This window comes from Streptomyces sp. NPDC012935, assembly GCF_042900345.1.
In the GTDB taxonomy this organism is placed as follows: domain Bacteria; phylum Actinomycetota; class Actinomycetes; order Streptomycetales; family Streptomycetaceae; genus Streptomyces.
The window spans coordinates 233,134-257,121 of sequence record NZ_JBIBBC010000005.1 but is presented as its reverse complement, the minus strand read 5'-3'; the positions used below and the strand labels follow the sequence as shown (position 1 = coordinate 257,121).

Annotated in this window: 25 protein-coding genes and 1 pseudogene; 12 read left to right on the top strand and 14 right to left on the bottom strand. The window is 70.8% G+C overall.

Features of this window, described 5'->3' with window-relative positions; translation table 11 throughout:
- The first annotated feature begins 20 nt into the window (after positions 1-20).
- Positions 21-710 (top strand): DUF899 domain-containing protein, encoded by a 690-nt coding sequence (locus ACFY5C_RS15365; protein WP_389444540.1) that lies wholly within the window; start codon positions 21-23, stop codon positions 708-710.
- A 154-nt stretch (positions 711-864) separates the two neighbouring features.
- Entirely contained in the window at positions 865-1,050 is a 186-nt protein-coding gene (locus ACFY5C_RS15360) for a hypothetical protein (RefSeq protein WP_389444539.1), read from the top strand.
- A 67-nt stretch (positions 1,051-1,117) separates the two neighbouring features.
- Here the strand turns inward: ACFY5C_RS15360 and ACFY5C_RS15355 are convergent, their stop codons facing one another.
- The 3 genes from ACFY5C_RS15355 to ACFY5C_RS15345 form a co-directional block, all read right to left on the bottom strand.
- Complete coding sequence (locus tag ACFY5C_RS15355; protein WP_389444825.1) at positions 1,118-2,980, bottom strand: ABC transporter ATP-binding protein; 1,863 nt, start codon at positions 2,978-2,980, stop codon at positions 1,118-1,120.
- Between the two features lie 387 nt (positions 2,981-3,367).
- Positions 3,368-3,802: a hypothetical protein gene (locus tag ACFY5C_RS15350; RefSeq protein WP_389444537.1), complete on the bottom strand. Its 435-nt coding sequence runs from the start codon at positions 3,800-3,802 to the stop codon at positions 3,368-3,370.
- Positions 3,793-4,431, bottom strand: coding sequence for an ATP-binding protein (locus ACFY5C_RS15345; RefSeq protein WP_389444536.1), 639 nt, complete (start codon positions 4,429-4,431; stop codon positions 3,793-3,795). The genes ACFY5C_RS15350 and ACFY5C_RS15345 overlap by 10 nt, the downstream gene beginning before the upstream one ends.
- A 220-nt stretch (positions 4,432-4,651) precedes the next feature.
- Here ACFY5C_RS15345 and ACFY5C_RS15340 point away from each other — a divergent pair, with 220 nt between their 5' ends.
- The 3 genes from ACFY5C_RS15340 to ACFY5C_RS15330 all read left to right on the top strand — a co-directional run bounded on the left by ACFY5C_RS15340 (position 4,652) and on the right by ACFY5C_RS15330 (position 6,680).
- Positions 4,652-5,512 (top strand): helix-turn-helix transcriptional regulator, encoded by an 861-nt coding sequence (locus ACFY5C_RS15340; RefSeq protein ID WP_389444534.1) that lies wholly within the window; start codon positions 4,652-4,654, stop codon positions 5,510-5,512.
- Entirely contained in the window at positions 5,513-5,767 is a 255-nt protein-coding gene (locus tag ACFY5C_RS15335; protein WP_019757219.1) for a DUF397 domain-containing protein, read from the top strand. It begins immediately after the preceding gene.
- 94 nt (positions 5,768-5,861) lie between these two features.
- The gene (locus ACFY5C_RS15330; protein ID WP_389444532.1) at positions 5,862-6,680 is read left to right on the top strand and encodes an SAM-dependent methyltransferase; all 819 of its coding nucleotides are present in this window, start codon (positions 5,862-5,864) and stop codon (positions 6,678-6,680) included.
- A gap of 222 nt (positions 6,681-6,902) precedes the next feature.
- Here ACFY5C_RS15330 and ACFY5C_RS15325 read toward each other — a convergent pair whose 3' ends face one another.
- Positions 6,903-8,366 (bottom strand): PLP-dependent aminotransferase family protein, encoded by a 1,464-nt coding sequence (locus tag ACFY5C_RS15325; RefSeq protein WP_389444530.1) that lies wholly within the window; start codon positions 8,364-8,366, stop codon positions 6,903-6,905.
- A gap of 47 nt (positions 8,367-8,413) precedes the next feature.
- Between ACFY5C_RS15325 and ACFY5C_RS15320 the strand changes: the two genes are divergently transcribed.
- Positions 8,414-8,995 carry a carboxymuconolactone decarboxylase family protein gene (locus tag ACFY5C_RS15320; protein ID WP_389444529.1) on the top strand — a complete coding sequence of 194 codons (582 nt, stop codon included), beginning with the start codon at positions 8,414-8,416 and terminating at the stop codon, positions 8,993-8,995.
- 137 nt (positions 8,996-9,132) lie between these two features.
- Here ACFY5C_RS15320 and ACFY5C_RS15315 read toward each other — a convergent pair whose 3' ends face one another.
- The 3 genes from ACFY5C_RS15315 to ACFY5C_RS15305 all read right to left on the bottom strand — a co-directional run bounded on the left by ACFY5C_RS15315 (position 9,133) and on the right by ACFY5C_RS15305 (position 12,359).
- A complete protein-coding gene (locus ACFY5C_RS15315) occupies positions 9,133-10,620 on the bottom strand; it encodes a glutamate synthase subunit beta (protein ID WP_389444527.1) in 1,488 nt (495 codons plus the stop codon).
- Between the two features lie 168 nt (positions 10,621-10,788).
- Complete coding sequence (locus ACFY5C_RS15310) at positions 10,789-11,268, bottom strand: DUF1772 domain-containing protein (protein ID WP_389444525.1); 480 nt, start codon at positions 11,266-11,268, stop codon at positions 10,789-10,791.
- 395 nt (positions 11,269-11,663) lie between these two features.
- Positions 11,664-12,359 carry a DUF2293 domain-containing protein gene (locus ACFY5C_RS15305; protein ID WP_389444523.1) on the bottom strand — a complete coding sequence of 232 codons (696 nt, stop codon included), beginning with the start codon at positions 12,357-12,359 and terminating at the stop codon, positions 11,664-11,666.
- 201 nt (positions 12,360-12,560) lie between these two features.
- On the opposite strand from ACFY5C_RS15305, the gene ACFY5C_RS15300 reads away from it, so the two are divergent.
- The 3 genes from ACFY5C_RS15300 to ACFY5C_RS15290 all read left to right on the top strand — a co-directional run bounded on the left by ACFY5C_RS15300 (position 12,561) and on the right by ACFY5C_RS15290 (position 14,329).
- Positions 12,561-13,202, top strand: coding sequence for a uridine kinase (locus ACFY5C_RS15300; RefSeq protein ID WP_389444521.1), 642 nt, complete (start codon positions 12,561-12,563; stop codon positions 13,200-13,202).
- Positions 13,203-13,279: 77 nt separating this feature from the next.
- On the top strand, positions 13,280-13,693 hold the full coding sequence (locus ACFY5C_RS15295; RefSeq protein WP_389444519.1) for a PPOX class F420-dependent oxidoreductase: 414 nt from the start codon (positions 13,280-13,282) through the stop codon (positions 13,691-13,693).
- A 198-nt stretch (positions 13,694-13,891) separates the two neighbouring features.
- Positions 13,892-14,329, top strand: coding sequence for a CBS domain-containing protein (locus ACFY5C_RS15290; RefSeq protein WP_389444518.1), 438 nt, complete (start codon positions 13,892-13,894; stop codon positions 14,327-14,329).
- Between the two features lie 90 nt (positions 14,330-14,419).
- On the opposite strand, the gene corA is transcribed toward ACFY5C_RS15290, so the two are convergent.
- Positions 14,420-15,547 (bottom strand): magnesium/cobalt transporter CorA, encoded by a 1,128-nt coding sequence (gene corA / locus ACFY5C_RS15285; RefSeq protein ID WP_389444517.1) that lies wholly within the window; start codon positions 15,545-15,547, stop codon positions 14,420-14,422.
- A gap of 318 nt (positions 15,548-15,865) precedes the next feature.
- Between corA and ACFY5C_RS15280 the strand changes: the two are divergent.
- Positions 15,866-16,654: pseudogene (locus ACFY5C_RS15280) on the top strand (methyltransferase); the annotation flags it as partial.
- 205 nt (positions 16,655-16,859) lie between these two features.
- Here ACFY5C_RS15280 and ACFY5C_RS15275 read toward each other — a convergent pair.
- Positions 16,860-17,801, bottom strand: coding sequence for a carbohydrate kinase family protein (locus ACFY5C_RS15275; RefSeq protein WP_389444515.1), 942 nt, complete (start codon positions 17,799-17,801; stop codon positions 16,860-16,862).
- Positions 17,798-18,706 (bottom strand): pseudouridine-5'-phosphate glycosidase, encoded by a 909-nt coding sequence (locus ACFY5C_RS15270; RefSeq protein WP_389444513.1) that lies wholly within the window; start codon positions 18,704-18,706, stop codon positions 17,798-17,800. Before ACFY5C_RS15270 ends, ACFY5C_RS15275 begins: the two co-directional genes overlap by 4 nt.
- A gap of 99 nt (positions 18,707-18,805) precedes the next feature.
- Between ACFY5C_RS15270 and ACFY5C_RS15265 the strand changes: the two genes are divergently transcribed.
- Positions 18,806-19,234 carry a VOC family protein gene (locus tag ACFY5C_RS15265; protein WP_369270335.1) on the top strand — a complete coding sequence of 143 codons (429 nt, stop codon included), beginning with the start codon at positions 18,806-18,808 and terminating at the stop codon, positions 19,232-19,234.
- A 113-nt stretch (positions 19,235-19,347) separates the two neighbouring features.
- On the opposite strand, the gene ACFY5C_RS15260 is transcribed toward ACFY5C_RS15265, so the two are convergent.
- The 4 genes from ACFY5C_RS15260 to ACFY5C_RS15245 form a co-directional block, all read right to left on the bottom strand.
- Complete coding sequence (locus tag ACFY5C_RS15260; protein WP_389444511.1) at positions 19,348-19,470, bottom strand: hypothetical protein; 123 nt, start codon at positions 19,468-19,470, stop codon at positions 19,348-19,350.
- A gap of 413 nt (positions 19,471-19,883) precedes the next feature.
- Positions 19,884-21,170: an MFS transporter gene (locus ACFY5C_RS15255; protein WP_389444510.1), complete on the bottom strand. Its 1,287-nt coding sequence runs from the start codon at positions 21,168-21,170 to the stop codon at positions 19,884-19,886.
- A gap of 202 nt (positions 21,171-21,372) precedes the next feature.
- Positions 21,373-21,927 carry a methylated-DNA--[protein]-cysteine S-methyltransferase gene (locus ACFY5C_RS15250; RefSeq protein ID WP_389444509.1) on the bottom strand — a complete coding sequence of 185 codons (555 nt, stop codon included), beginning with the start codon at positions 21,925-21,927 and terminating at the stop codon, positions 21,373-21,375.
- A gap of 34 nt (positions 21,928-21,961) precedes the next feature.
- Entirely contained in the window at positions 21,962-22,828 is an 867-nt protein-coding gene (locus ACFY5C_RS15245; RefSeq protein ID WP_389444507.1) for a glycerophosphodiester phosphodiesterase, read from the bottom strand.
- Between the two features lie 282 nt (positions 22,829-23,110).
- On the opposite strand from ACFY5C_RS15245, the gene ACFY5C_RS15240 reads away from it, so the two are divergent.
- A complete protein-coding gene (locus ACFY5C_RS15240; RefSeq protein ID WP_389444505.1) occupies positions 23,111-23,977 on the top strand; it encodes an MHYT domain-containing protein in 867 nt (288 codons plus the stop codon).
- Positions 23,978-23,988 lie beyond the last annotated feature (11 nt).

The following is a 23,988-nucleotide window of genomic DNA, read 5'->3' as shown; positions in this document are numbered from 1 at the left end:
TTGCACAGGAGGGGCGTCCCATGTCGCTTCCGGAGATCGTCTCGCGCGAGCAGTGGCGCGCGGCGCGCGAGGAACTGCTGGTCAGGGAGAAGGCGGCGACACGCGCGCGGGACGCGCTCAACGCCGAGCGGCGCAGACTGCCCATGGTCGAGGTCGAGGAGGAGTACGTCTTCGAGGGCGGCGACGGCAAGGCCACCCTGCTCGACCTCTTCGAAGGACGGCACCAACTCGTCGTCTACCACTTCATGTTCGCCCCGGACTGGGACGCCGGATGCCGCAGCTGCTCCGGGTTCCTGGACCAGGTCGGGCACCTGGCGCACCTCAAGGCACGCGGGACGACCCTTGCCGCCGTGTCCCGGGCCCCGTACACGAAGATCCTGCCGTTCAAGGCGCGTATGGGCTGGACGGTGCCCTGGTACTCGTCCTACGGCAGCGACTTCAACCACGACTTCGAGGTGACCCTGGAGCACGAGGGTGAGCTGGTGGAACGGCCCGGAGTCAGCTGTTTCCTGCGGGAGCGGGACCGCGTCTTCCACACCTACTCGACGTACGAGCGCGGTCTCGACGGGCTGGGCTCGACCACCGGCTTCCTGGACCTCACCGCGCTGGGTCGGCAGGAGGCGTGGGAGGAGCCCAAGGGGCGTGCGTCGGCTCTCGGGGCGCCTGCGGGCAGTGAACGCATCCGATATCACGATGAGTACGAGGATTGACACAAGCCGTAGTGACTGATCATCGAGAGTGGTCAGAAGCTCACACATCGCGGTGAACGAGTGTCAACTACGTCTCAGTCCCGTCACTGGGCGAGGCGATTCACCTCCGGCAGGCGTTAACTCCTACAAGTACGACGCTTTCGGGAGGTGCAGGATGGTGAACGGGCGAACAGTGCTCGAACGCTTTCCCGCGGGAGGGCCGCGAGGTTCGTGGCCGGCGGAGGAGTTCGCACACGCGCGGCGGATGGAAGGTCTGGCCGCCGAGGTCGTGATGGACCTCGCCACTGACGCGTTCCTGGTGATCGTCCGGGGTGACATGGTGGTCGACGTCGCGGCGTGACGAGGGCGTGACATGTGCGCGCGCGAGATGAGGGCCGGCCCGGCTTTGCGCCGGGCCCTCGTCGGGGTCATCCCGCCTTCGGCGCGGGCACCCGCCTCGTGAACTGCTCCGCCTGGAGCGAGTACAGCTCCGCGTAGACACCGCCCGTGGCGAGCAGCTCGTCCGGGGTGCCGGACTCCACGAGCTTGCCCTGGTCGAGGACATGCACCAGATCGGCGTGGCGTACGGACGCCAGCCGGTGGGTGATGAGGACGACCGTCTGGCCGGTGGAGGCCAGGGCCCGGATCTTCTCGAAGACCTCCAGTTCCGCCCGCGCGTCGAGGGCCGCGGTCGGCTCGTCCACGATCAGGATGCGGCCCCTCCGGTAGGCGGCCCGGGCGATCCCGAGCCGCTGCCACTGGCCGCCGGACAGCTCGTGCCCGCCGTTGAACTGACGGGCCAGCAGGGTGTCCAGGCCCCGCGGCAGATCCGCCACCACGTCCCCTGCCCCGGCCTCGTCGACCGAGGCGGCCAGACGTTCCTCGGTGAGGGGCGCGGAGGAGCGGCCGACGGCGACATTGACCCGGGCGGTGAACGGCCAGCGCTTGAAGTCCTGGGCCACCATCGCGATGCGCTCGGCGAGTTGGTGCCGGTCGGCGCCGGCCGCGTCGACGTCGTCCCACAGGATGCGGCCGCAGTCCGGGGTGTAGAGCCCGGCCAGCAGCTTGACCAGGGTGGTCTTGCCGGAGCCGTTCTCGCCGACCAGCGCGATGATCCGGCCGAGAGGGAGGGTGAGGGTGACGTCGTCGAGGGCGGGGCGGGCGGATTCCCCCGGGTAGCTGAAGCTGACGTTCTCGAAGCGGACCTCCTGCGGGTCCTCGGGCAGCGGTACGCCACCGACCGGGATCGCCCGTTCGGCCGCCTCGACGTACAGCCGTTGCAGATCGCCCACGAAGAGCGCCTCCTCGTGGAGCGCGTTCACCTCCAGGACGAGGCTGTCGAGGCTCGACGAGCCCGTGCGGATCGCGATGACGGCCGTACCCGCCACGGAGAGCGCCATGGCACCGGCGAGCAGCAGACCGCCCAGGGTGGCGTACGTCGCGACGGTCGCGAGCCCCGTCCACGCCGCCGCGATGAGACCGGTACGCGCGGCAAGCCTGGCCAGCCGCGCCTGCTCGGCCTCCGCCGTCTCCGACATCGCCCGGTAGTGGCGCAGGAGGAACGGCCCGACGCCGTGGACGCGGATCTCGGGTGCGGCGGCGGGCTCGGTCAGCAGCCCGCTGATCAGGTGGCCGGCCCGGGAGTGCTGCACCCAGGTGTGGAAGGACTCGTAGCGGCGCCGGGCATTGGTCAGGGCGCTCCAGGCGCTGGGCAGCGTCATTGTGGCGAGGAGGGGCAGCAGGGCGGGATGCAGCACGGTGAGCACGCCCGCCGCCGCGATCAGCGAGATGGCCGCGTTCACGACCCGCGTGCTGTACGAGATCATCCGCCGGGCGGCTCCGGCGCCGTACTGCGCGGTGTCGAGCAGCTTGTGGAAGGCGTGGTCCTCGATCGCGGCCAGTTCCACGGCCGCCGCCCGCTCCAGATACAGCTCCGTCGCCACCCGCTCCACCTTGGGCTCCAGGCGCCCGGTGGCGTACGTCGACGCGGCCCGCAGCAGCGTCGAGACCACCATGACGGCGGCCATGGTGACCAGCGCGGGAACGGCACCCCGTAACCGCTCCTCCAGGGTCCCGCCCCCGATCAGCCGCCCCAGCACACTGTTCACGGCAAGCAGCGCGACCGCCTGCGCCAGCCCGCGCCCCACCTCGGCCACCAGCACGGTCCGCGCGGCCCGCCGGTCGGCCTGCCAGGCGAGCCGGAAGCTCGACGACAGCAGGGACGGAAGCCGGGTCACCATGGCCCGGAAGTTCAGCTCCAGAAAGGCGTCCCGATGCCGGTTCCACCCCATGTCGTACCGCAGCGGCCCCCCGAAGAGCAGCTGCTCCGAGTCGGACACCTCGGACCCACCGGCAGCGCGTTTCTTCCCCACCGTCCACCCTCCCCCGACCGCCCTCGCGACGGAGGGCCACTATGGCCGGGCAGGCGAGTTCGGGGGAGGGCGTGTGTGGGGTTGAGGGGTGCGCGCGGGCGTGCGCGGTGAGGGCGGGTCCGGGGCGCGAGACGGCCGGTCACTCTTCGGCGCCGGCCCGGCCATCCAGCCCGTCCGGCGTTTGAGGACGAGGCCCGCAGGGCCGAAGCGGGGGTCCAGGGGGCGGCAGCCCCTTGGTACGGGACTGCGACAGGCGCCGCCCCGTCACGCACAGCCCCCCAAAAACCCCGCCCAACCGGCGGAGCCTCACGCAGAGATCTGCCGCTGCCACGTAGGCGTCGTCCCCGTAACCCTGCACAACGCCAGATACAGCGGAATCGGCGGCGTATACGGCACGGTCCCGTCGGGCCGATGGATCAGGCGAGGCGTGTCCAGGACAACCGCGCCCGTCATGTACCGCACGGACGCCGGCCACTCCAGCGCGTAGTCGGAGTCGGACGGCACGATCCACCACCAGTGCGCCTCATCGGCGTACACACACCCGACCCGAGGCAGCCGAGGCATGACCAGAGGCCCGTAACGGGCGGGAACCGCCACCGCGTCGAAGCCCAGCGGCGCCGTCATCCCGGCTGGGACCGGCAGTCGTCGAGGCGCCCCGGCCGTCGGCATGTCGCGGCGGAGGCGGACCAGCGTGTCGAGGTTCAGCACCTGACCGCCGCCGGACGCGCCCCTCACAGCCATCCGGACCCCGTTCCCCTGCCGTGCTGAGCCTGTGCCTCGTCATCGTCGCCGGAGCCCCCGTGCGGACCCGGCTTGGGCCGGGACCCCCACCCGAGATCGTTGTACGGCCCGATGTCACCGCGGGAGGCGTCCTGGAACCCGTTCCCCCGCGGCAGATCGGCCCAGACGACCAGCCCGGACCCGTCCTCGCCTGCCCCCCAGGCATGGCAGAGGGCGTCTATGAGGAGCAGTCCCCTCCCGTGCTCCTCCTCGGGTCGCGCCGCCAGCGGATGCGGCTCACCCGGCGCGCATCCCTCGTCGCGCACGGCTATGCGCACCAGGTCGGCACCGTCGCGCAGCTCGCACACTATGTGCTCGCTGGCGGTGTGCACGATCGCGTTGGTGACCAGTTCGGACACGACGAGAGCCGCCGTGTCGCAGGTGTCCTCGCACACCGCCCAGCCGTTCAACCGCGCCCTCGTCAGGCGTCTGGCCTGCGCGGGAGAACCCGGATGCGCGGCCAGTTCGAAACGGAACCGGCGCTCTGCGTCGGTGTCCCGCTGGGGTCCCACTGTCGGGGCGGCACCGAGGTCGTGGGGGACCACGGTGGCGTCTGTTCCTAAGGGCGGGGACGGAATCACGCTTGCCACTATCTCCCCGGCGTGAACACTTGGCAAGTGTCACTCTGAAAGTTGCAGAGTGCTGTGTGACTCTCTGGAAGGCCGTGGCACACTGCTCGCAACAGCATGTCGAACGGCGCCAGTTGAGATCACCGAAGATCCACCGGGATCTTCGAATGAGTCTTCGAATGGCGCCGTCGGCCTGTCAGGATTCAATCGACCTGTCGGGATTCATACGTGGAGGTGGAGCGTGAGCGAACCGCGGTCCGCACCTACGGTCGGCCAGGTCGTTCTCGGCCGCCGCCTGCTCGACCTGCGCGAACGCGCCGGGCTCAAGCGCGAGGAGGCGGCCCGGGTGCTCCGGGTCGCTCCCGCGACTGTCCGCCGCATGGAGATGGCCGAGGTAGGGCTGAAGATCCCGTACCTTCAACTGCTCCTGAAGGCCTACGGCATCTCCGAGGACGAGGCAGACGCCTTCGTGCAACTGGCGGAGGAGGCCAACAGGCCGGGCTGGTGGCAGCGTTTCCACGACATCCTGCCCGGCTGGTTCTCGATGTACGTCAGCCTGGAGGGCGCCGCCGCGCTCATCCGGTCGTACGAACCTCACTTCGTCCCCGGCCTGTTGCAGACCGAGGACTATGCGCGCGGCGTGCTGAGGTCGGGCGCCATCGGCCAGACCAGTCCCGACGACATCGAGCGCCATGTCGCACTGCGCGTGCAACGCCAGCAGCTGCTCACCCGGGAGGACGCGCCGCGGCTGTGGGTCGTGATGGACGAGACCGTGCTGCGCCGTCAGGTCGGCGGCCCGGAGGTGATGCGTGCCCAGATCGACCGGTTGCTCCAGGCCGCGAGGCTGCCCAATGTGACGCTGCAGGTGGCTCCGTTCGCGAACGGACCGCACCCCGGCACGTACGGGCCCTTCGTGCTGTTCCGATTTGCCATGTCAGAACTGCCGGACATGGTCTACAGCGAGTACCTGACCGGCGCCGTCTATCTGGACGCGCGCACCGAGGTGGCGACCCACCTCGAGGTCATGGACCGCATGGCGGCGCAGGCCGCTACGGCACATCGCACGAAGGAGATCCTCCGGGATCTCCGCAAGGAGCTGTGAATGGATCGCATCAAGCCGCGCATACGCGTCTACAACGGCATGCCCGCGCGGGACTTGGGCAGTGAAGGCTGGCACAAGCCGTGGAGTGGCGGCAACGGAGGCAACTGCCTGGAGGCGATGAAGCTCGCCGACGGCCGTATCGCCGTCCGGCAGTCGACCGACCCGGACGGGCCGGCGCTGATCTACACCACGGACGAGATGACGGCGTTCATCGAGGGTGCCAAGGCGGGGGAGGCGGACTTCCTGCTGTCGTGAGTGGCCTTGTTTCTCAGTCAATTCCCTTATTTTGACACTGAGTTTGGTACTGAGTTGGTGCTGAGTTGATGACCACAGACTGCTGCAGACCCTTATGGAGTTCGTCATGACCGGGCGGAACCGTTTCGTCGAGATCGACACCAGCAAGCCGCATCCCGCGCGGATGTACGACTGGTACCTCGGCGGCAAGGACAACTACCCGGTCGACGAGGCCATGGGGCAGCAGATGCTCGCCCTCGACCCGCGCGTCCCGGTGATGGCGCGGGTCAACCGCGCGTTCATGCACCGCACCACCCGCTGGCTCGCCAAGAACGGCGTACACCAGTTCCTGGATGTCGGCACCGGCATCCCGACCGAGCCGAACCTGCACCAGATCGCCCAGGGGATCGCCCCCGACGCGCGCGTCGTCTACTGCGACAACGACCCGATCGTGCTGGCCCACGCGGCGGCCCTGCTGCGCGGCACGGACGAGGGCGCCACCGAGTACCTGCAGGCCGATGTGCGTGACCCGGACGGCATCGTCGAAGGCGCCCGGAAAATACTGGACTTCAGCCGTCCGGTGGCCCTTTCCCTCGTCGCGCTGCTGCACTTCGTCTCCGATGAGGACGGCGCGCACGAACTGGTCGGCCGGCTGCTGTCCGAACTCCCCTCCGGCAGCCACCTGGTGGTGACCCACGCGACCGCCGACTTCACCCCTGAGGAGTCGAAGGCGGCGACCGAGAAGCTCAAGGCGGCCGGCGTCACGCTGGCCCTGCGCTCCCGCGAGGAGTTCGCCCGCTTCTTCGACGGCCTCGAACTCGTCGAGCCCGGTGTCGCCGTGCCGCACCAGTGGCACCCCGAGCTGGGGGAGCCCGTCCCCGGGCAGGACGACGGGGTCATTCCGGGGTACGGGGCGGTGGGCCGTAAGCCGTAGCCCGGCCTGGATGCTTACAGGTACGACGTCATGCGGCGCGGGGCGTCCACCAGGCGGCTGATGATCACGACCGCCAGCGGCGGCTGCTCCGCCGAGGCCGGGATGAGGTTCGGCCCGTAGTAGATCCGCTCGATCGACGGCGGTCCGACCGCGAGGACCGGGTTCGGACGGCTCCTTCGCAGGCGGGACCACGGCAGGCCGGGGCGCCCCGGTCGGCCGCCGTCACTGCCCCGGCGGCAGCACCCCGCACAGCGCCTCCAGCGCCGCTCCGTACGCGTGTTCCGAAGGCGTCGCGTATCCGACGACGATGCCGTCGCGGACCGGCATGTCCGGCTCCGCCGCGTCCGGGTGCCGGAACTCGGCGAGACCGTCCAGGGCGATGCCCTGCCAGGTGGCCGCCTTGACCGCGGACCGCTCGGTGCCGGGCGGCAGTCGCAGTACGGCGTGGAGTCCGGCGGCGACACCGGTGACCTCGATGTGCGGCGCCTGCGTGGCGAGGGCTGCGACGAGCCGGTCGCGGCGGCTCCGGTACCGCTGCCGCATACGCCGTACATGACGGTCGTACGCCCCGGAGACGATGAAGTCGGCGAGGCTCAGCTGATCGAGGACGCTCGCCCACGCCTCGCGCTCGCCCTTGGCCGCGAGGACATCGTCGACGTACCGCTCCGGCAGCACCATCCACCCGAGCCGCACCGCCGGCGACAGGCTCTTACTGACCGAGCCGACCAGGATCACCCGCTCGGGATCGAGGCCTTGGACGGCGCCGACGGGCTTGCGGTCGTAGCGGAACTCGCCGTCGTAATCGTCCTCGAGCACCACACCGCCACGCGCGCGTGCCCAGTCGATCACGGCGGACCTGCGCTCGGGGTGCAGCGGGCCCCCGGTCGGGAACTGATGGGCAGGCGTGAGCAGCACGGCCCGCTCGCGTGCCAGCCTCTCGACGCGGGCGCCGTCCTCGTCGAGGGGGAGCGGTACGGTCCGCACGCCCATGGCGGCGAGCAGTTCCCGGTGGAAGCCCAGTCCGTACGCCTCCACGGCCAGTGGACCGCGCAGCACGCCGCCGTCCCCGTCCTGGGAGAACAGCAAGCGCAGGGCGTGCGCGAAGCCGGAGCAGATCACGATCCGGCCCGGCTCGGTGCGCACGCCACGCGCGCGTGCCAGGTACTCGGTGAGGGCCTCGCGCAGTTCGATCCGTCCGGCGGGATCACCGGGCCCGAAGACCTCGTTCGGCGCCTGCTGGAGGGCCCGCCGATAGGAGGCCAGCCACGCCGCACGCGGGAACGCCGACGCGTCCGGTGTGCCCTGCCGCAGGTCGTGCCGAGGCCCACGCGCGCGATGCGGCACTCTACGGGGCACCCGCTCGGCGCGCCGCAGGGGCTCGGCACGCTCGGCCACCCGTGTCCCCGAGCCCTGCCGGGCGGTGAGCCAGCCCTCGGCCACCAGCTCCGCGTACGCGTCGGCCACGGTGTTGCGGGCGATGCCGAGATCCGCGGCGAGCGAGCGGTACGGCGGCAGCCGGGTGCCGGGTGCGAGCCGCCCGTCGCGCACCGCCTCGCGCAGCGCACGGGACAGCGCGGCCCGCCGGCCGCCGGGCCCGCGCGCCTCGGACGACCCGGAGGACTCAGAGAGGTCCAGGTGCAGGTCGGCGCCGATCCGCTCCGCAGAATTGACCCACGATCTCGCCATGGAAATGCACCCTACAGTGGGTCTTTCGAGCTCGTAACTTGGAGCACATGACGACGAACACGACTGCCACGCAGGGCACTTCCGGCATCGACTCCACCACCGGCACCGGTACCGGCATCGACTCCGCCATCGGCACCGGCACCGGCATCGACTCCGCCATCGCCACAGCCGAGGCCGCGCGGACCCGTCTGGACCTCGCGAAGTCCGCCCCGAAGGTCTTCCGCGCCATCGTCGGCTTCGACGCCGCCGCCCGGGAAGGCCTGGACCCGGCGCTGATCGAGCTGATCCAGATCCGCGCCTCGCACCTCAACCACTGCGCCTACTGCCTCCACATGCACACCAACGACGCCCGCAAGGCCGGCGAGAACGAGGACCGGCTTCACCTGGTCGCCGTCTGGCGCGAGGCCCGCCACTTCTACACCGAGAAGGAACAGGCGGCCCTGGCCCTGACGGAGGCGGTGACCCTGGTGGCCGACGGCGGGGTCCCCGACGAGGTCTACGCCCAGGCCGCGGCGCACTTCGACGATCAGGAGCTGGCCCATGTGCTGGCCCTGATCCTCACGATCAACACGTGGAACAGGGTGGCGCTGGCGACGGGGAAGGTGGCGGGGACGGACGAGCGGCGCTAGGGGACAGGGGCGGGGACGGACGAGCGGCGCTAGGGGACAGGGCACATGGGAGAGGGGGGCGGAGGGCGGGCGGACGCGGTGAGAGGGCTACTGCTCGCACCGCCGACCGTGAGCCGCTCGCCACGACCGCCGCGCCGTCAAACCGTCATGGGCCGGTCGTACGGCGAGATCGGCGCCGGCAGTCGCGAACTCCCCGTCAGGTAACGGTCGACGGCCGCCGCGACCGCCCGCCCCTCGGCGATCGCCCACACGATGAGCGACTGCCCCCGTGCCGCATCCCCTGCGGCGAACACGCCGGAGACGTTCGTGGCGAACCCGGCATCGCGCGTGATCGTGCCGCGCGGCTCCAGCTCCAGGCCCAGCTGCTCGATCAGCCCGTCGCCCCGGTCGGGCCCGTTGAAGCCGAGGGCGAGCAGCACCAGGTCGGCAGGCAGCGTCCGCCCGGTCTCCGGCAGCGGGCGGCGCTGCACGTCCACCTCGGTCAGGTGCAGCGACCGTACGTGCCCCTCGGCGTCGCCCGAGAAGCGGAGCGTGGACGCCGCGAACAGCCGGGCGTCCGCGTCCGCCGCGGGTGCCGTCTCCAGATCGCGCGCCTCCTCGTGCGCGGCCGAGAGCCGGTAGATCTTCGGGTACGTCGGCCAGGGCTCGGCGTCCTCGTCCCGCTCGGCACCGGGCTGGGCGTAGATGTCCAGCTGGGTGACGGACGCGGCACCGTCCCGCACCGCGGTGCCCAGACAGTCGGCGCCCGTGTCCCCACCGCCGACGATGACGACATGCTTGCCGGCCGCGGACATGGGGGACGCCTCCAGGTCCCCCTCGCAGACCCGGTTGGCCAGCGGCAGATACTCCATCGCCTGCTGGATGCCACTCAACTCACGCCCTGGTACCGGCAGTTCACGCCACGCCGTGGCCCCGGTGGCGATGACGACCGCGTCGTAGCGGGAGCGCAGTTCTGCCGCCCCGATGTCCCGCCCGACCGCCATCGAGGTACGGAACTTTGTCCCCTCGGCCTGCATCTGCTCGATCCGCCGCTCCAGATGGTGCTTCTCCATCTTGAAACTGGGGATGCCGTACCGCATCAACCCGCCGATCCGGTCGTCCTTCTCGTACACCGCGACGGTGTGCCCCGCCCGCGTCAGCTGCTGCGCCGCGGCGAGCCCCGTCGGCCCCGACCCGATCACCGCGACCGTCCGCCCGGACAGCCGGTCCGGCGGGCACGGCGGTGCGAAACCGTCCTCCCACGCCCGATCGGCGATGGCGCACTCGACGTTCTTGATGGTCACGGCCGGCTGATTGATCGCCAGCACACACCCCGCCTCACACGGCGCCGGACACAACCGCCCCGTGAACTCGGGAAAGTTGTTCGTCGCGTGCAGCCGCTCGGCGGCCGCCCGCCAGTCCTCCCGTGACACCAGGTCGTTCCAGTCGGGGATCAGATTGCCCAGCGGACAGGCGTCGTGGCAGAAGGGGATGCCGCAGTCCATGCACCGGTCCGCCTGCTTGCTGATGATGGGCAGCAGCGCCCCGGGGACGTAGACCTCGTCCCAGTCCTGGACCCGCTCCTCGACGGGCCGGCGCGGCCAGTCCTGGCGGGGGGTGGTCATGAAACCCTTGGGATCGGCCATGGCCGTCTTCCTCGCGTGCGCGTGCGACGTCCTGGAGCCGTGCGCCATCGGGCGGCACTCTCCCCGCAACGATACGTCCCACCGGTCACCTGCGCAGAGTGGCTGACAGCGCTTTCTCCCCGGTTCCTCCGCGGGTCGCCCCGCGGATTCCCGGGCTCGCGCAGGCGGTCAGCTGATGGCCAGAACGAACGACACCGTCGCGGCGGCCGAGGCGACCGTCCTGACGTGGTTCCACGCCGTCCACTCGCGCACATACGTCGGCCAGTAGGCGGCCGCCTCCGCGGTGCCGGCCTCGAGCTTGACCAGCGCTTCGTTGCGGGGGACGTTCGCCACCATCGTCACGCCGAACGAGCCGAACAGATACAGCCCGCTGCCCAGCAACAGCTCCACCGTGCCCTCGTCCGGCCACAGCACGAACGTCACCACCGCGATCACCGCGCACAGCACCGCCGACCCGATGAACACCAGCATGAACGCGGGCATCAGCGCGGTCACGTTGATCGCCTTCATCGCGGCGACGCCCTGCGCGGGCGGCAACGCGGCGAGCCCGCGCATCACGAAGGTCGAGAAGGCGCAGAACACCCCGGCCACGAGGCCGGTCCCGACCACACCGATCACAACGAGTACGAAGTACGGCCCATCGATCATGTCAACGTCAACTCCCGCATCCCGCCGAGATCCTTCCCGGCCCCATCCGTCACCTCAAGTGAAATCCTGTACGAGAACCGTGACCATGGCCGAACGGCGCGAGCCCATACGTGAGCGTCCATGGACCGGACCCGGACCAGCCACGGGCGCCGCTCGGACCAGCCGGGTGACGCTGCTCGGAGCAGCCATGGGCGTCGCTCGGACCAGTCGTGGGCGTCGCTCGGACCAGTCGTGGGCGTTGCTCGGACCAGTCGTGGGTGTTGCTCGGACCAGCCGGGTGGCGCTGCTCGGACCAGCCACGGGCGTTGCTCGGGCCAAGCCACGGGCGCCTCTCGGACCAGCCAGGTGACGTTGCTCGGACCCCATGGGCGCTGTTCGGCCGTGGCAGGGCGATGTCAGCCGACCTCCGACACCTCCGCCCGCCAGGCCCGCAACGCCGTCTCCACCGCCGCCGCGATCCGCCGCCGCGCCTCGTGCCGCGGCACGCCGCTCATCAGCAGCTGGTCGTACGGCGTGTCCAGATGACGTACGGACGCCGCGACCGCCCATGTCACAGCACCCTCGGACAAGGCCCGACCCGCCGCACTGCGCCCCACCCGTCCGCTGCCCCGCGCCGACGCGTGTGCGGCGATGTCCCGCGCCCGGTCCGCCGGGCACCCCGGGAACAGCCGCCGTATCTCCGCCGCGAACGCCTCCGCGAACCGCGCGTCCTCCCGCGTCCGCCGCTGGGCGTCCCGCGCCCGGCGCCGCCGCCGGGCCTCCGTGTCCGCCAGGCACCGCTGCTCCGCCCGGGCGAGCCCCGCCTCCTCCACCAGGACACCCTGCCGCTCGTAGCGGCTCTTGCGCCGGTTGAACCGTACGACCACCGCCGACAGCGCACTCTCCTCCCGCGACCGGCGCGTCAACGCCGTGTCGCCACGCGGAAGGAACACCAGATGCCCGAGGTCGGCACAGTCGAGACACCGCGGCGCACCGTCCTCCAGCACGAGCATCTGCAACGGTCCCGCATGGCACTGCCCACAGCGCCGCCGCTTCAGGGGCTGGATGACAAGAAGGCCGGTACGGGGAGCGGGAGTTGCGAGAGGTGCCATACGGGGTTCATTCCCCGCGGAGCCGGTCCGGGGAACTATCCGGGGAACGGCTCGGCAGACGCTCGGATGGTCCCTGATCAGGCCCGCCGCCAGCCGCGAGGCCGTTGTGCCAAGTGCGTCTCCCGACCCCGCGCCGGAACCCGCAGCCGCGTCCCCTGCCGCCGAGGCGCGACGCCCGCGACCGCCACCTCCTGTCGCATCATGGGCCCTGTGCGACTCGAAGCGATCACCTGGGAACGGCTCGGCGACCTGCTGGCCGAGCGGCTGCTCGACCTGAAGCCGGCCGACGGCAGCTCCTGGCCGCGCATCGCCTTCGACGGGGCCCCGGCAGCCCGCCCCGGAGACCTCGCCGAGCGGGTCGGGGAGGCACTGCGCATACGCGGCCGCCCCTCGCTCACCGTCGGCACGCAGGGGTTTCTGCGCCCGGCCTCGGTCCGCCTGGAGTACGGCCACCAGGACGTGGAGGCCTATTACGACGGCTGGTTCGACACCGGCGCCCTGTGGCGCGAGGTCTTCGGCCCCCTCGAACCCGGCGGCGACGGCCGCGTCCTGCCCGACCTGTGGGACCCTGCCACCGACCGGGCCACTCGCAGCCCCTACGTCCAACTCCCGCCCGGCGGATTCCTGTTGCTGCACGGTCCCCTCCTGCTGCGCCACTGGTTCCCCTTCGACCTGACCGCCCACGTCCTCCTCTCACCCGGCGCGCTGCGCCGCCGCACCCCCGAGGCCGAGCACTGGACCCTCCCCGCCTTCGAGCGCTACGACCACGAGACCGACCCGGCCGGCACAGCCGATGTCCTGGTCCGCGCCGACGACCCACGGCATCCGGCGTGGAGCGGGTGAGGGGAGCGGGGGAGTGGGTGGGCCCCTCTTTCCCCGAAACCCTTTTGTATGCACGTGCATTTAGTTACTCTGAAGCCATGACGTCCTCCACGAGTGATCCGATCTCCTTCGACGACTCCGTCCGCTCCCTGCTCGACGGCAAGAACTTCGCCGGCGTGGCGACGCTCGGCCCCGACGGCGCCCCGCAGAACTCGGTGGTCTGGATCAAGCGCGAGGGCGACACCGTGCTCTTCTCCTCCGTCGAGGCACGCCAGAAGGTGCGCAACCTCCGCCGCGACCCCCGCATCAGCGTCTCGGTCTACGACCTCGCCAACCCCTACTCCTCCGTCGAGATCCGCGGCACCGCCGAGATCGTCCCGGACGAGGCCAAGCGGTTGCCGTTCGAGCTCTCCCACAAGTACCTCGGCATCGACCCGCCCGCCGAGAAAGACGACGAGGTGCGGGTGATCATCCGGGTCGTCCCGCGGAAGATCGTGCGCTTCTCGGCCTGATCGGCGCCCACGGCCACCGCCCCGGCTGGTGACCGCAGCCGGTGCTGCAGCGGGTGGCTGTTGCGGGTGGCTGTTGCCGGTGGCCCGTAGCCGCTCTGTTCCGGGTGCGTCGGCCAGGTGTCACGGCGAGAATGAAGGGCGCCGGGACTAGCGGTGCGTCCCGCGCCGCGCCGGCCGTCCGGCATCGGGAGGTACTTCATGACCACTGCCGGAGACATCATGCACCGTGGCGCCCAGTGGATCCCGGCTCACGAGACCCTGGACCGCGCTGCCCAGCTGATGCGCGAGCTGGGCGTCGGTGCGCTTCCCATCAGTGACGAGAACGAAAGGCTCTGCGGCATCCTCACCGACCGTGACATCGTCATCGGCTGCGTGGCCATGGGCCGCGACCCGAGCAGGGTCACCGCGGGCGACATGGCCCAGGGCACCCCGCGCTGGATCGAGTCGGACGCCGACATCAGCGACGTGCTCCGGGAGATGCAGGACCACCAGATCCGTCGGCTCCCTGTCATCGAGAACAAGCGCCTGGTCGGCATGATCAGCGAGGCCGATCTGGTCCTGAACCTGCGGCAGGACGACGTCGCCCACTGGGCCGAGAGCGTCTACGCCCGGACCGGCACGCCGACGACGCACTGACCCGGCGAACGCCAACCGCACTCCGTCTGCCGTCCTCGTCCGGCCCACGCCGGCGGGCGGGGACGCACCGGAGGCAGCCGGCCGGCCGTGTCAGAGCCAGCCGTTGCGCCGGAATCCGCGGTACAGCACCAGACAGGCGACGGATATCACGCCCAGGACCAGCGGGTAGCCGAACGTCCAGCGCAGCTCGGGCATGTGGTCGAAGTTCATCCCGTACACCCCGCACACCATTGTGGGCACGGCGATGATCGCGGCCCACGCCGTGATCTTCCGCATGTCCTCGTTCTGCGAGACCGTGACCTGTGCGAGGTGGGCCTGCAGGATCGAGTTCAGCAGTTCGTCGAAGGCGGCTATCTGTTCCTTGGCCCGCAGCAGGTGGTCGGAGACGTCTCGGAAGTAGGCCTGTATCTCCGGTTCGACCACCCGGATGGAAAGCGAGGCCAGTTCCTCCAGCGGGCGGTTCAGTGGCACCACGGCCCGCTTCAGCTCGAGCAGTTCCCGCTTGAGCTGGTAGATCCGGCCGGGGTCGGCCCGCGCGCCGTTCGCCGCGAACACCTCCGTCTCGACCTCGTCGATGTCCTCCTGCACCGAGTCGATGACGCTCAGGTAGTCGTCGACGACGTGGTCCGCGATCGCGTGCAGCACCGCCGCCGGTCCCTTGGAGAGCTGCTCGGGGCTCGACTCCAACTCCTCGCGCAACGGGCCGAGTGAGCCATGCCGCCCGTGCCGGACCGTGATCACGAAGTCCTGGCCGACGAACACCATGATCTCGCCGGTGTTGACGACCTCGCTCGTCGCCGTGAGCTCCTCGTGCTCGACGTAACAGACCGTCTTGAACACCGCGAACAGCGTCTCGTCGTAGCGCTCCAGCTTCGGACGCTGGTGTGCCTCGATCGCGTCCTCGACCGCCAACGGGTGCAGGGCGAACAACTCGGCGATGCCCGCGAACTCCTGGTCCGTCGGCTCATGGAGACCGAGCCAGACGAATCCGCCACCGCGCTTGCGCACCTTCTGCACGACGTCGACGAGATCGCCGCTTTCCGGGACTCGCACACCGTCCCGGTACGTCACGCAGTTCACCACCGAGGAGCCCAGCGGGGACCGGGCGGGGTGGCTGAGGTCGACGCGGGGGCGGCGTCGAGCCAGCCGTGCCACCTTGCGGAGGCCGCCGACCCTGCCGAGGCCTGTGACCTTCCGCAGATTCCCTGCCATGGACATCTGGATCTCCTTGCGTGGATCTCCTCTTGACGCACGGCTCACCTCCGGGGCGTTCCAGCCCCTTCGGGTTGCTCGTGCTGCGCTGCATCTTTGCGCCCTGGCTCGCCAGTTTGCCAGGTGGGCGTGAGAGGCGGGTAAGCCTGTGGGAACAGGTGGTTCCGCTTGGTTCCCGGCTGTGGATGAAGAGCCGTTGCCCGCAGGGGCGGTCAAGCCGCGGCCGTCCGACAGGGCGGCCGGACGGCGGCGGCATCAAATTCGGGGCCGTCCCGCCGAGCGTCGCCCACTCCGGACAGACCGGGCAAATGGGATGATCGCGTCATGACGCGAACCGACGGGTATCTCCTCGACAACCGGCAGGCGGAGGCGGCCGAGCGCTTCGACGCATTCGCCACACTCTTCGACCCCACGACGTTCCGGCATTTCGAACGGTTCGGCATCGGGCCCGGCTGGCGCTGCTGGGAGGTGGGTGCCGGCGGCACTTCGGTGGTGTCCTGGCTGGCCAAGAAGGTCGGCCCGACCGGACGGGTCGTCGCGACCGACATCGACACCTCACTGCTCACCCGGGCAGCCCGCCCTCCTGTCGAGGTCCGCATCCACGACGTGGGCGCGGACGAGCCGCCGGGGGAGGGGTTCGACCTGGTGCACGCCCGGCTCGTGCTCGTGCATGTGCCGGACCGCGAACGGGCGTTGCGGTCGATGATCGAGGCCCTGCGCCCCGGCGGCCGGCTCCTGATCGAGGACGCCGACCCCGCTCTGCAGCCCCTGCTCTGTCCCGAGGAGTACGGCCCCGAAGAGCAGCTCGCGAACCGTCTCCGGCACGGCTTCCGCAAGCTGCTCGCCGACCGCGGCGCCGACCTGTCCTACGGCCGCAGGCTCCCGCGGCTACTCCGTGAGGCGGGCCTGCGCAGGGTGGAGGCCGACGCGTACTTCCCGATCACCTCGCCGGCCTGCGCCGCCCTGGAGTCCGCCACCGTCCGCCAGATCCGCGACCAGCTCGTCGCCGAGGGCATCGCCACCGACCAGGACATCGACCGCCACCTCGCGAACGTTGCCGCCGGTGGCATGGACCTGGCCACCGCCCCGATGATCTCGGCGTGGGGACGCAGGGCGTCGGAGGAGAGCGGAGCTGCCATCGCCTCAGGCGACGAGGAGCCTGCGTCGCTTCAGGTACCGGAGGCTGACGTCGCTTCAGTCACCGGGGAGTCGGCGTCGCTTCGGCCACCGGAGAGCTGACTCAGCTTCAGCCAGCGCAGAGCTGACGTCGCTTCAGCCGCCAGGGAGCCGGCATCGCTTCAGTCGACCTCGGCTGCCGTCACTCCGGCACGGGCGGCCTTCCGCCCACCCGCTCCACCGCCAGCGCACCTGCCCGGCACCCCTCCCGCGCCGCGTCCTCGGGTCCGGCGCCCGCGAGCAGCGCCGCGAGAAAGGCACCGGTGAAGGCGTCGCCGGCTCCTGTGGTGTCCCTCGGTGCCGTCGGTATGGCCGGGACGTGGGCGCTGACACTGCCCGACCTCGCCACCATGGCGCCGTCCCCGCCCTGCTTGGCAACCACCAGCGGGACATGGCGACTCAACTTGGCCGCCGCGTCCACCGCATCGGACAGCCCTGTGAGCAGGCACGCCTCATCACGGCTCGGCAGCAAAATCTCCAAGCCCTCCACCAGGGCCAGGAAACGGTCGACGCCCAGCTCCACCAGGAAGCCCGCCGACGCCGGGTCCATGCTCACCGGCACTTCACGCGCGCGTGCGGACGCCAATGCCGCCGCCACCAGCGCGCGGCTCGGCTCGGAGAACAGCAGGTAGCCCGAGAGGTGCAGCCATGCAACACCGTCGAGCAGGGCATCCGACCAGTCGCCGGGATCGAGCCGCAGGGACGCACCGCTGTCGGTGAGGAACGTCCGCTCGGCAGCGGCGCCCGTGTCGACCAGGCAGATCACCGTCCCGGTCGGCGCCTGCGGATCCACCACGAGACAGGGCTGTACTCCGCTCGCGGTCAGCGCCCGCTCGTGCCACGCGGCCGCGTCCGCTCCCACCCGCCCCAGCAGCCGCACTTCGGCAGCGCCCCAGTACGCCGCCCAGCAGGCCACATTGGCCCCGGCGCCGCCCGGCACCGTCCGGACGGCCGCCATGGTGTCCGTTCCCGAGGCGAGCGGACCCCGGTGCCGGGCGATGACGTCCGTGACCACGTCACCGACGACCAGCAGTGCGCCGTCGCGCCCGTCGACCGGGGCGGGCCTCCTCCCTGGTTCGCTCACGCGCCGGCCCAGGCCGCCGCGATGCGCCCCGCCAGCCGTACGTTGCCGCGCACAGCTGCGAGATTGGCGCTCAGTGAGGCACCGTCCGTGTGCCGTACCAAGTAGTCCAGCAGGAACGGCGTGACCGCCTGACCCGTAATGCCCTGCTCCTCGCACGCATGCAGTGCGTCGGCGAGCACACGCGCGTGCAGCTCGGGATCCAGCTGCTCCTCCTCCGGCACCGGGTTGGCGACGATCAGCGCCGACTCCGGTCCGTCGAGCGCGTCCTGAGCACGCATCACCTCGGCCACCGCCTGCGGCGACCCGAGCGTCCAGTCCACCGGATGCCCCGAGTCGGACAGGTAGAAGCCCGGGAAGCGCTCCGTGCGGTAGCCGGCGACGGCGACGCCGAGCGTCTCCAGCCGCTGCAGGGTCGCCGGGACGTCCAGGATCGACTTCACGCCCGCGCAGACCACCGTGATCCGCGCCCGCGCCAGTAGGCCCAGGTCGGCCGACTCGTCCTGCGTCACCGTCCACTCCCGGTGCACACCGCCGAGCCCCCCGGTCGCGAACACGCGTACGCCCGCCAGCGCCGCCAGCAGCGCCGTCGCCGACACCGTGGTCGCACCGCTCGACCCGGAGGCCACCGCGAGCGGCAGATCCCGGTGCCCCAGCTTGCGGATCCCGTCCTCGTTCGCGATCCGCTCGAGCTGCTCCTTGTCCAGGCCGACGTGGGGCCGCCCGTCCAGCACGGCGATCGTCGCGGGTACGGCGCCCTCCCGCCGTACGACGTCCTCCAGCTCCAGCGCCACCTGCAGATTGCGGGGGCGTGGCAGCCCGTGCGCGATGATCGTGGACTCCAGGGCCACCACAGGTCGACGCGCGTCGACCGCGTCCCGTACCTCTTCCGACACCACCAGCACCACGCGCCTGCCTCCTGTCCGTCGGTCTTCCCTCATCTCTGGCGGGCGGCGCACCGGGTCAAACCCTTGCGGCATGTGTGAGACACCACCAGCCTGGAATGCATGACCGACAACACGACACGCCTCGACCACGTGGTTCTCTGGGTGAGCGACCCGGCCGCGTCGGCCGCGTTCTACGAGAAGACGCTCGGCATGCTGCCCGTCAGGCTCACGGACTTCATCGCGGGCGAGGCGCCCTTCCCCTCGGTGCGCGTCAACGACGAGACCATCCTCGACCTCATGCCGATGACCATGGCGGAGCGCATGAAAATGCTCCCCGACGCCGCCCGCAGCGCGGGACACCCGGTCAATCACGTCTGCCTGTCACTACCGGAGGCCGACTTCCACGGGCTGCGCAGCCACCTGGAGGAGCAGGACGTCCCCGTCTCGGAGTACTCGTACGACTCCTTCGGCGCCCGCGGCAAGGCCAAGCGCAGCTTCTACTTCCGCGACCCCGACGGGAACATCTTCGAGGCCCGGCACTACGACTAGGACGCCGAGCAGGGGGCCCCGCGCGCGTGGCCCCTGCTCGGGACGTCGGAGTCGGGAACGTCGCAGCCGGGGACGTCAGGCCGCCCGTACGCCGTCCAGCGCCCCATGCGGATTCAGCACGTACTTGCGGCGATCACCCCGTGCCGGCACTCCTGGAGCTCGAGCGTGGGGTAGTCGATGGTCCTGACCTCCACCGTGCCCGGCTTGAGATACGCCACTGCCCTGTTTCCGCTCATGCGTGATCGCCGTCCCTTCGGCCCGGGTCTTCCGGATGCCAGTCGGATGCCAGCGGCTGTGCGTAGGGCCGAGTCTGCTGCTGCAGATGGGCTCCGGCCAGTCCTTGCGGCTACCGGAAGCGCTCGGTCTGCTGGCGCCCGCGCGAGCTGGGAGGACAAGGCTCGCGTCCGGGGCGGACGGGCAGTGGGAGCCCCCGACGAGCAGAGCTCTTGGACCGGGTGGTCTGGGCGGGCAGGGCTTGCGGGCCGGGTGGTCTGGGCGGGCAGGGCTTGCGGGCCGGGCGGTCTGGGCGGGCAGAGCTCGCGGACTGGGGGACTGGCCTGGGTGGCGCCGGCGGGCCGGCCACGCATGCCCCGCGGGCCGGGCCGGTCGGCGTGTGCCTCGGCGGGCCGGGGCTGCACGCAGCGTGACGTCAGTCGCCCACCGGAGCCTTTTCCGTTCGCCTGGCCCGGGTGAACAGAGCCAGTCCCGCCAACGGCAGCAGCAGGCATGCGGCGGCGAAGTTCAGCCAGGCGTAGCTCGCCTGCGCGACCACCAGCCCGGCGGCGGCACCGCCGATGCCGGCGGAGGCGTTCATCGCGAGGTCCGACAGCCCTTGCGCGGCGGCACGGGCGGGCTGCGGCACGGAGTCCGTCAGCAGCGCGGAACCGGAGACGAGCGCCGCCGACCAGCCGAGCCCCAGCACGAAGAGCCCGAAGGCCGTCTGCCCATGACTGCCGCCCGCCGTACCGGCGACGAACACGGCGCACGCCAGCAGCCCCACGGCCAGCCCGATCCCGGACAGCCGCCCCAGCCGGTCCGACAGCCGCCCCATGAGCGGCGCGAACGCGTACATGCCGGCGATGTGCCCGCTGATCACCAGCCCGATCAGATCGATACCTGCGCCGTGGTGCGCGAGATCGACCGGGGTCATCGACATCACCGAGACCATCGCCGTGTGCGCGACGGCGACCGTCACCACCGCGAGCCGCGCCCGCGGCGAGGCGGCCACGGCTGCCACCCCGGCGCGCAGCGAACGGGCCGCGGGGGACTGCTCCTCCGCCGGCGCGAGCGCACGTGCCGTCAGCAACGGGTCCGGTCTGAGCAGTACGGCCACCACGACCGCGGATATCAGGAAGATCCCCGCCGCCCACAGGAACGGCCCAGCCGCGGCGGGTATCCCGAGTCCCGTGACGCTGCGACCGGCGGGCGCGGCGATGTTCGGGCCGAGGACCGCGCCGATGGTGGTCGCCCACACGACGAGCGAGATGGCCCGGGCCCGATGTTCCGGCTCGGCCAGATCCGCGGCGGCGAACCGCGCCTGCAGATTCGCCGACGAGGCCGCGCCGAACGCCGCCATCCCGCACAACAGCAGCGGAAAGCTCCCGATGCTTGCCGCGAGCACCGTGACACCCGCGCCCACGGCGCCGATGAGATAGGCCAGGACCAGCCCGGGCCGTCGCCCTCGCGCGGTCATCAGCGCGGCGAGCGGCATCGACAACACCGCAGTACCGGCGACGGTCGCGGTGGGCGCGAGCCCGGACAGCGACTCGGTGCCGCTGACCTCCTTGGCCAGGACCGCTGCGAGCGCGATGCCCGTGGCGACGCCCAGGCCGCCCAGGATCTGCGTGGTGATCAGCACACCGGAGATGCGGCGCCGCAGTGCAGGCAACCGGTCGGGCGGGATGGGAGCGACGACCTGGCGCTCCACGGCGGTCACGAAGCGCACCCGGCTGTACGGCCCGTCCGGCGGGTGGGCAGGGGACAACACAGTGAATGGGCCGCGTACGCGTGGGTGAAAGGTGTCGTCACAGGCGCAGTCTCCCCCTCGTCTGCCGCTTGCCCAACCCCGAGAGAGACCCGGCCTTCACGATGTGAAGAATGTGAAGCCCGCGGACGCTCATCAGGAGATCACCGAGAAATCAGAAGAGCGGCTCCGGCAGGACCCCCTCCAGCGCGAGCAGCTTCCGCTTGGTCTCCAGCCCGCCCCCGAACCCGCCGATGCCGCCGTCGCTCTCCACGACCCGGTGGCAGGGCACGACCACCGGCAGGGGATTGGCGCCCATCGCCATCCCCACCGCCTGGGCAGCGCCCGGCTGCCCGACCCGCCCGGCCAAGTCGCCGTAGCCGACGACGGAGCCGTACGGGACACCGGAGGCCAGCTCGTGCAGCACCTGACGGTTGAAACCGGAGATCAGCGACCAGTCCAGCGGCAGCTCGAAGTCGCGGCGCGTACCCGCGAAGTACTCCTCCACCTGCCGTATCGCCTCGGCCAGCAGCGGGGAGTCGGGCGCCTCGACCGGCTCGGTGTCCAGTCGGGACGCCAGTCGGTCGAGCGTCTTCTCGCGCACCTTCTGCGTGGCGTGGAACACGACGCTGACCAGACCGTCGCGGGTCGCGGCCAGCATCAGAGGACCGATGTCGGTACCGACGACGGCCCACACGACCTGCTGCTCGTACTGCCCATGGCTGTCCATGCGCCAACCGTACGACCCGCCACTGACAACGCCCTCACTCCTCGGGCAGGGCGTCCCGCACCACGTCAGGGCTGTTGGTGATGATCCCGTCGACGCCGTACCCGGCGACCAGCCGGGCGGTGTCCGCGTCGTTCACGGTCCAGGTGAACACCTCCAGCGGCCTGCCGTGCGGCCCTTCGAACGCCTGGACGGAATCGACGTAGCCCGTGGAGATGGAGGTGTACGAGGGGTTGATCTGATCGGCGAAGGTCGCGTACCAGGACAGGTCCGCGACGGGCGGCGTTCCCAGGAAGCCGGTCTTCACAGCCGGCTTCAGCTCGTGGACGGTCCGCACGCTGTCGGCGCTGAAACTCTGCACGATCAGCCGGCTCAGGTGGGGCGCGTCGAGCCAGCCCTCGTTGTCCAGGGCCTTGAGGGTCTGCTGCTCGATGCCCGGGTACAGGTCGGGGTTCTTGATCTCCAGGAGCAGCTTCTGGTGGTGCAGTTCCACCCGGTCCATGAACTGCTCCAGCGTCGGTACGCGCGCGCCCGCGTATGCGGGGCCGAACCAGCTGCCCGCGTCCAGCCGCGCGATCTCGGCGGCGGTGAAGTCCTTCACCTTCCAGGGCGCCCGGTCGGGGAAGACCTGCTCCACGTCGGTCGTGCGCTTCAGGCTGTCGTCGTGGACGATGACCAGCTCCCCGTCCTTGGTGCGCTGCACGTCGTTCTCGACCCAGCTGATGCCCAGTTCGGCGGCCTTGTCGACGCCGGCCAGCGTGTTCTCGGGCGCATAGGTGGAGGCCCCTCGATGTGCGATGACCGTGGGCCGCTCGGCGCCGGCCCGGGCATGGGGCGCGGGAAGCAGAAGCGCGGCGGTTCCCAGGACTGCGGTCGTCGTGGCGGCTACAACGCGCGCGTGCATGCGTACTCCTCGCGTCGAACGATCACGGACAGCACAACTGTGGCAGCAGAGGGTCAACGCTGGAGGAGTACAGAATGGCCACAGATTGAATGGAGTGGTCCGGCCCCGCTTCACTCATGCCGCACAACTGGGGCAAGCCCGTGTTTCTTTGCCGGAAAATCGTTCGACCATTCCGGTGGGAGTTACTCTCTGCCTCAACCCTGAACCGCTCGGGCGGTCCTGGGAGGGGGCGCGTTTTTCACAGCATTCCGGGACGTACGAGGGCGGGAAGGGCAGCTGCGTATGCAGGGCACGGTCGACGGATTCAGCTACGGACTCGTCACCCCGCTGGTGGCCTACCTCATGGCCTGCCTCGGCGGCGCGCTCGGCCTGCGCTGCACCACCAGATCGATGCTCGTCTCGCAGTCCTGGCGCCCGGGCTGGCTCGCCCTGGCTTCGGCGGCAATCGGCTCCGGCATATGGACCATGCACTTCGTCGCGATGATGGGGTTCACGGTCAAGGAGACACCGATCCACTACGACAAGCCGATGACGTTCGCGAGCCTCGCCGTCGCCATCGTCATGGTCGGCGTAGGGATCTTCATCGTCGGCTACAAAGGCGCCCGCGGAACGGCGCTGTTCACCGGCGGCACCATCACCGGCCTGGGCATCGCCTCGATGCACTACCTGGGCATGGCCGGCATGAGGCTCCACGGCAAGCTGGAATACAACACGCTCACCGTCGGCATCTCCGTCGCCATAGCGATGGTGGCGGCCACCGCCGCGCTGTGGGCCGCCGGGCAGGTCCGAGGGCTCATGTGGAGCGTCGGGGCCAGCCTCGTCATGGGCCTCGCCGTCAGCGGCATGCACTACACCGGCATGGCGGCCCTCAGCGTCCATCTGCACAGCACGGACGCGCCCGCGACCGGCGACTCACCCGCCGGCCTGCTCGCGCCGATGCTGGTCGGCCCGCTCGCCTTCCTGCTCGTCGCCGGCGCCGTCGTCCTGTTCGACCCGCACGCGGTCATGGGGAAACCCGCAGTGGTCCCCGCCGAGCACAAGCCGGGCGTCCCGGCCCACACGACGGTCCCGCACCAGGCCCGCCGCCCGCAGCTGCGCACCCGCCGCAACCAGGAACACCGGGGCTCCCGGACGCCGCAGAACCACTGATCGGACCGCGT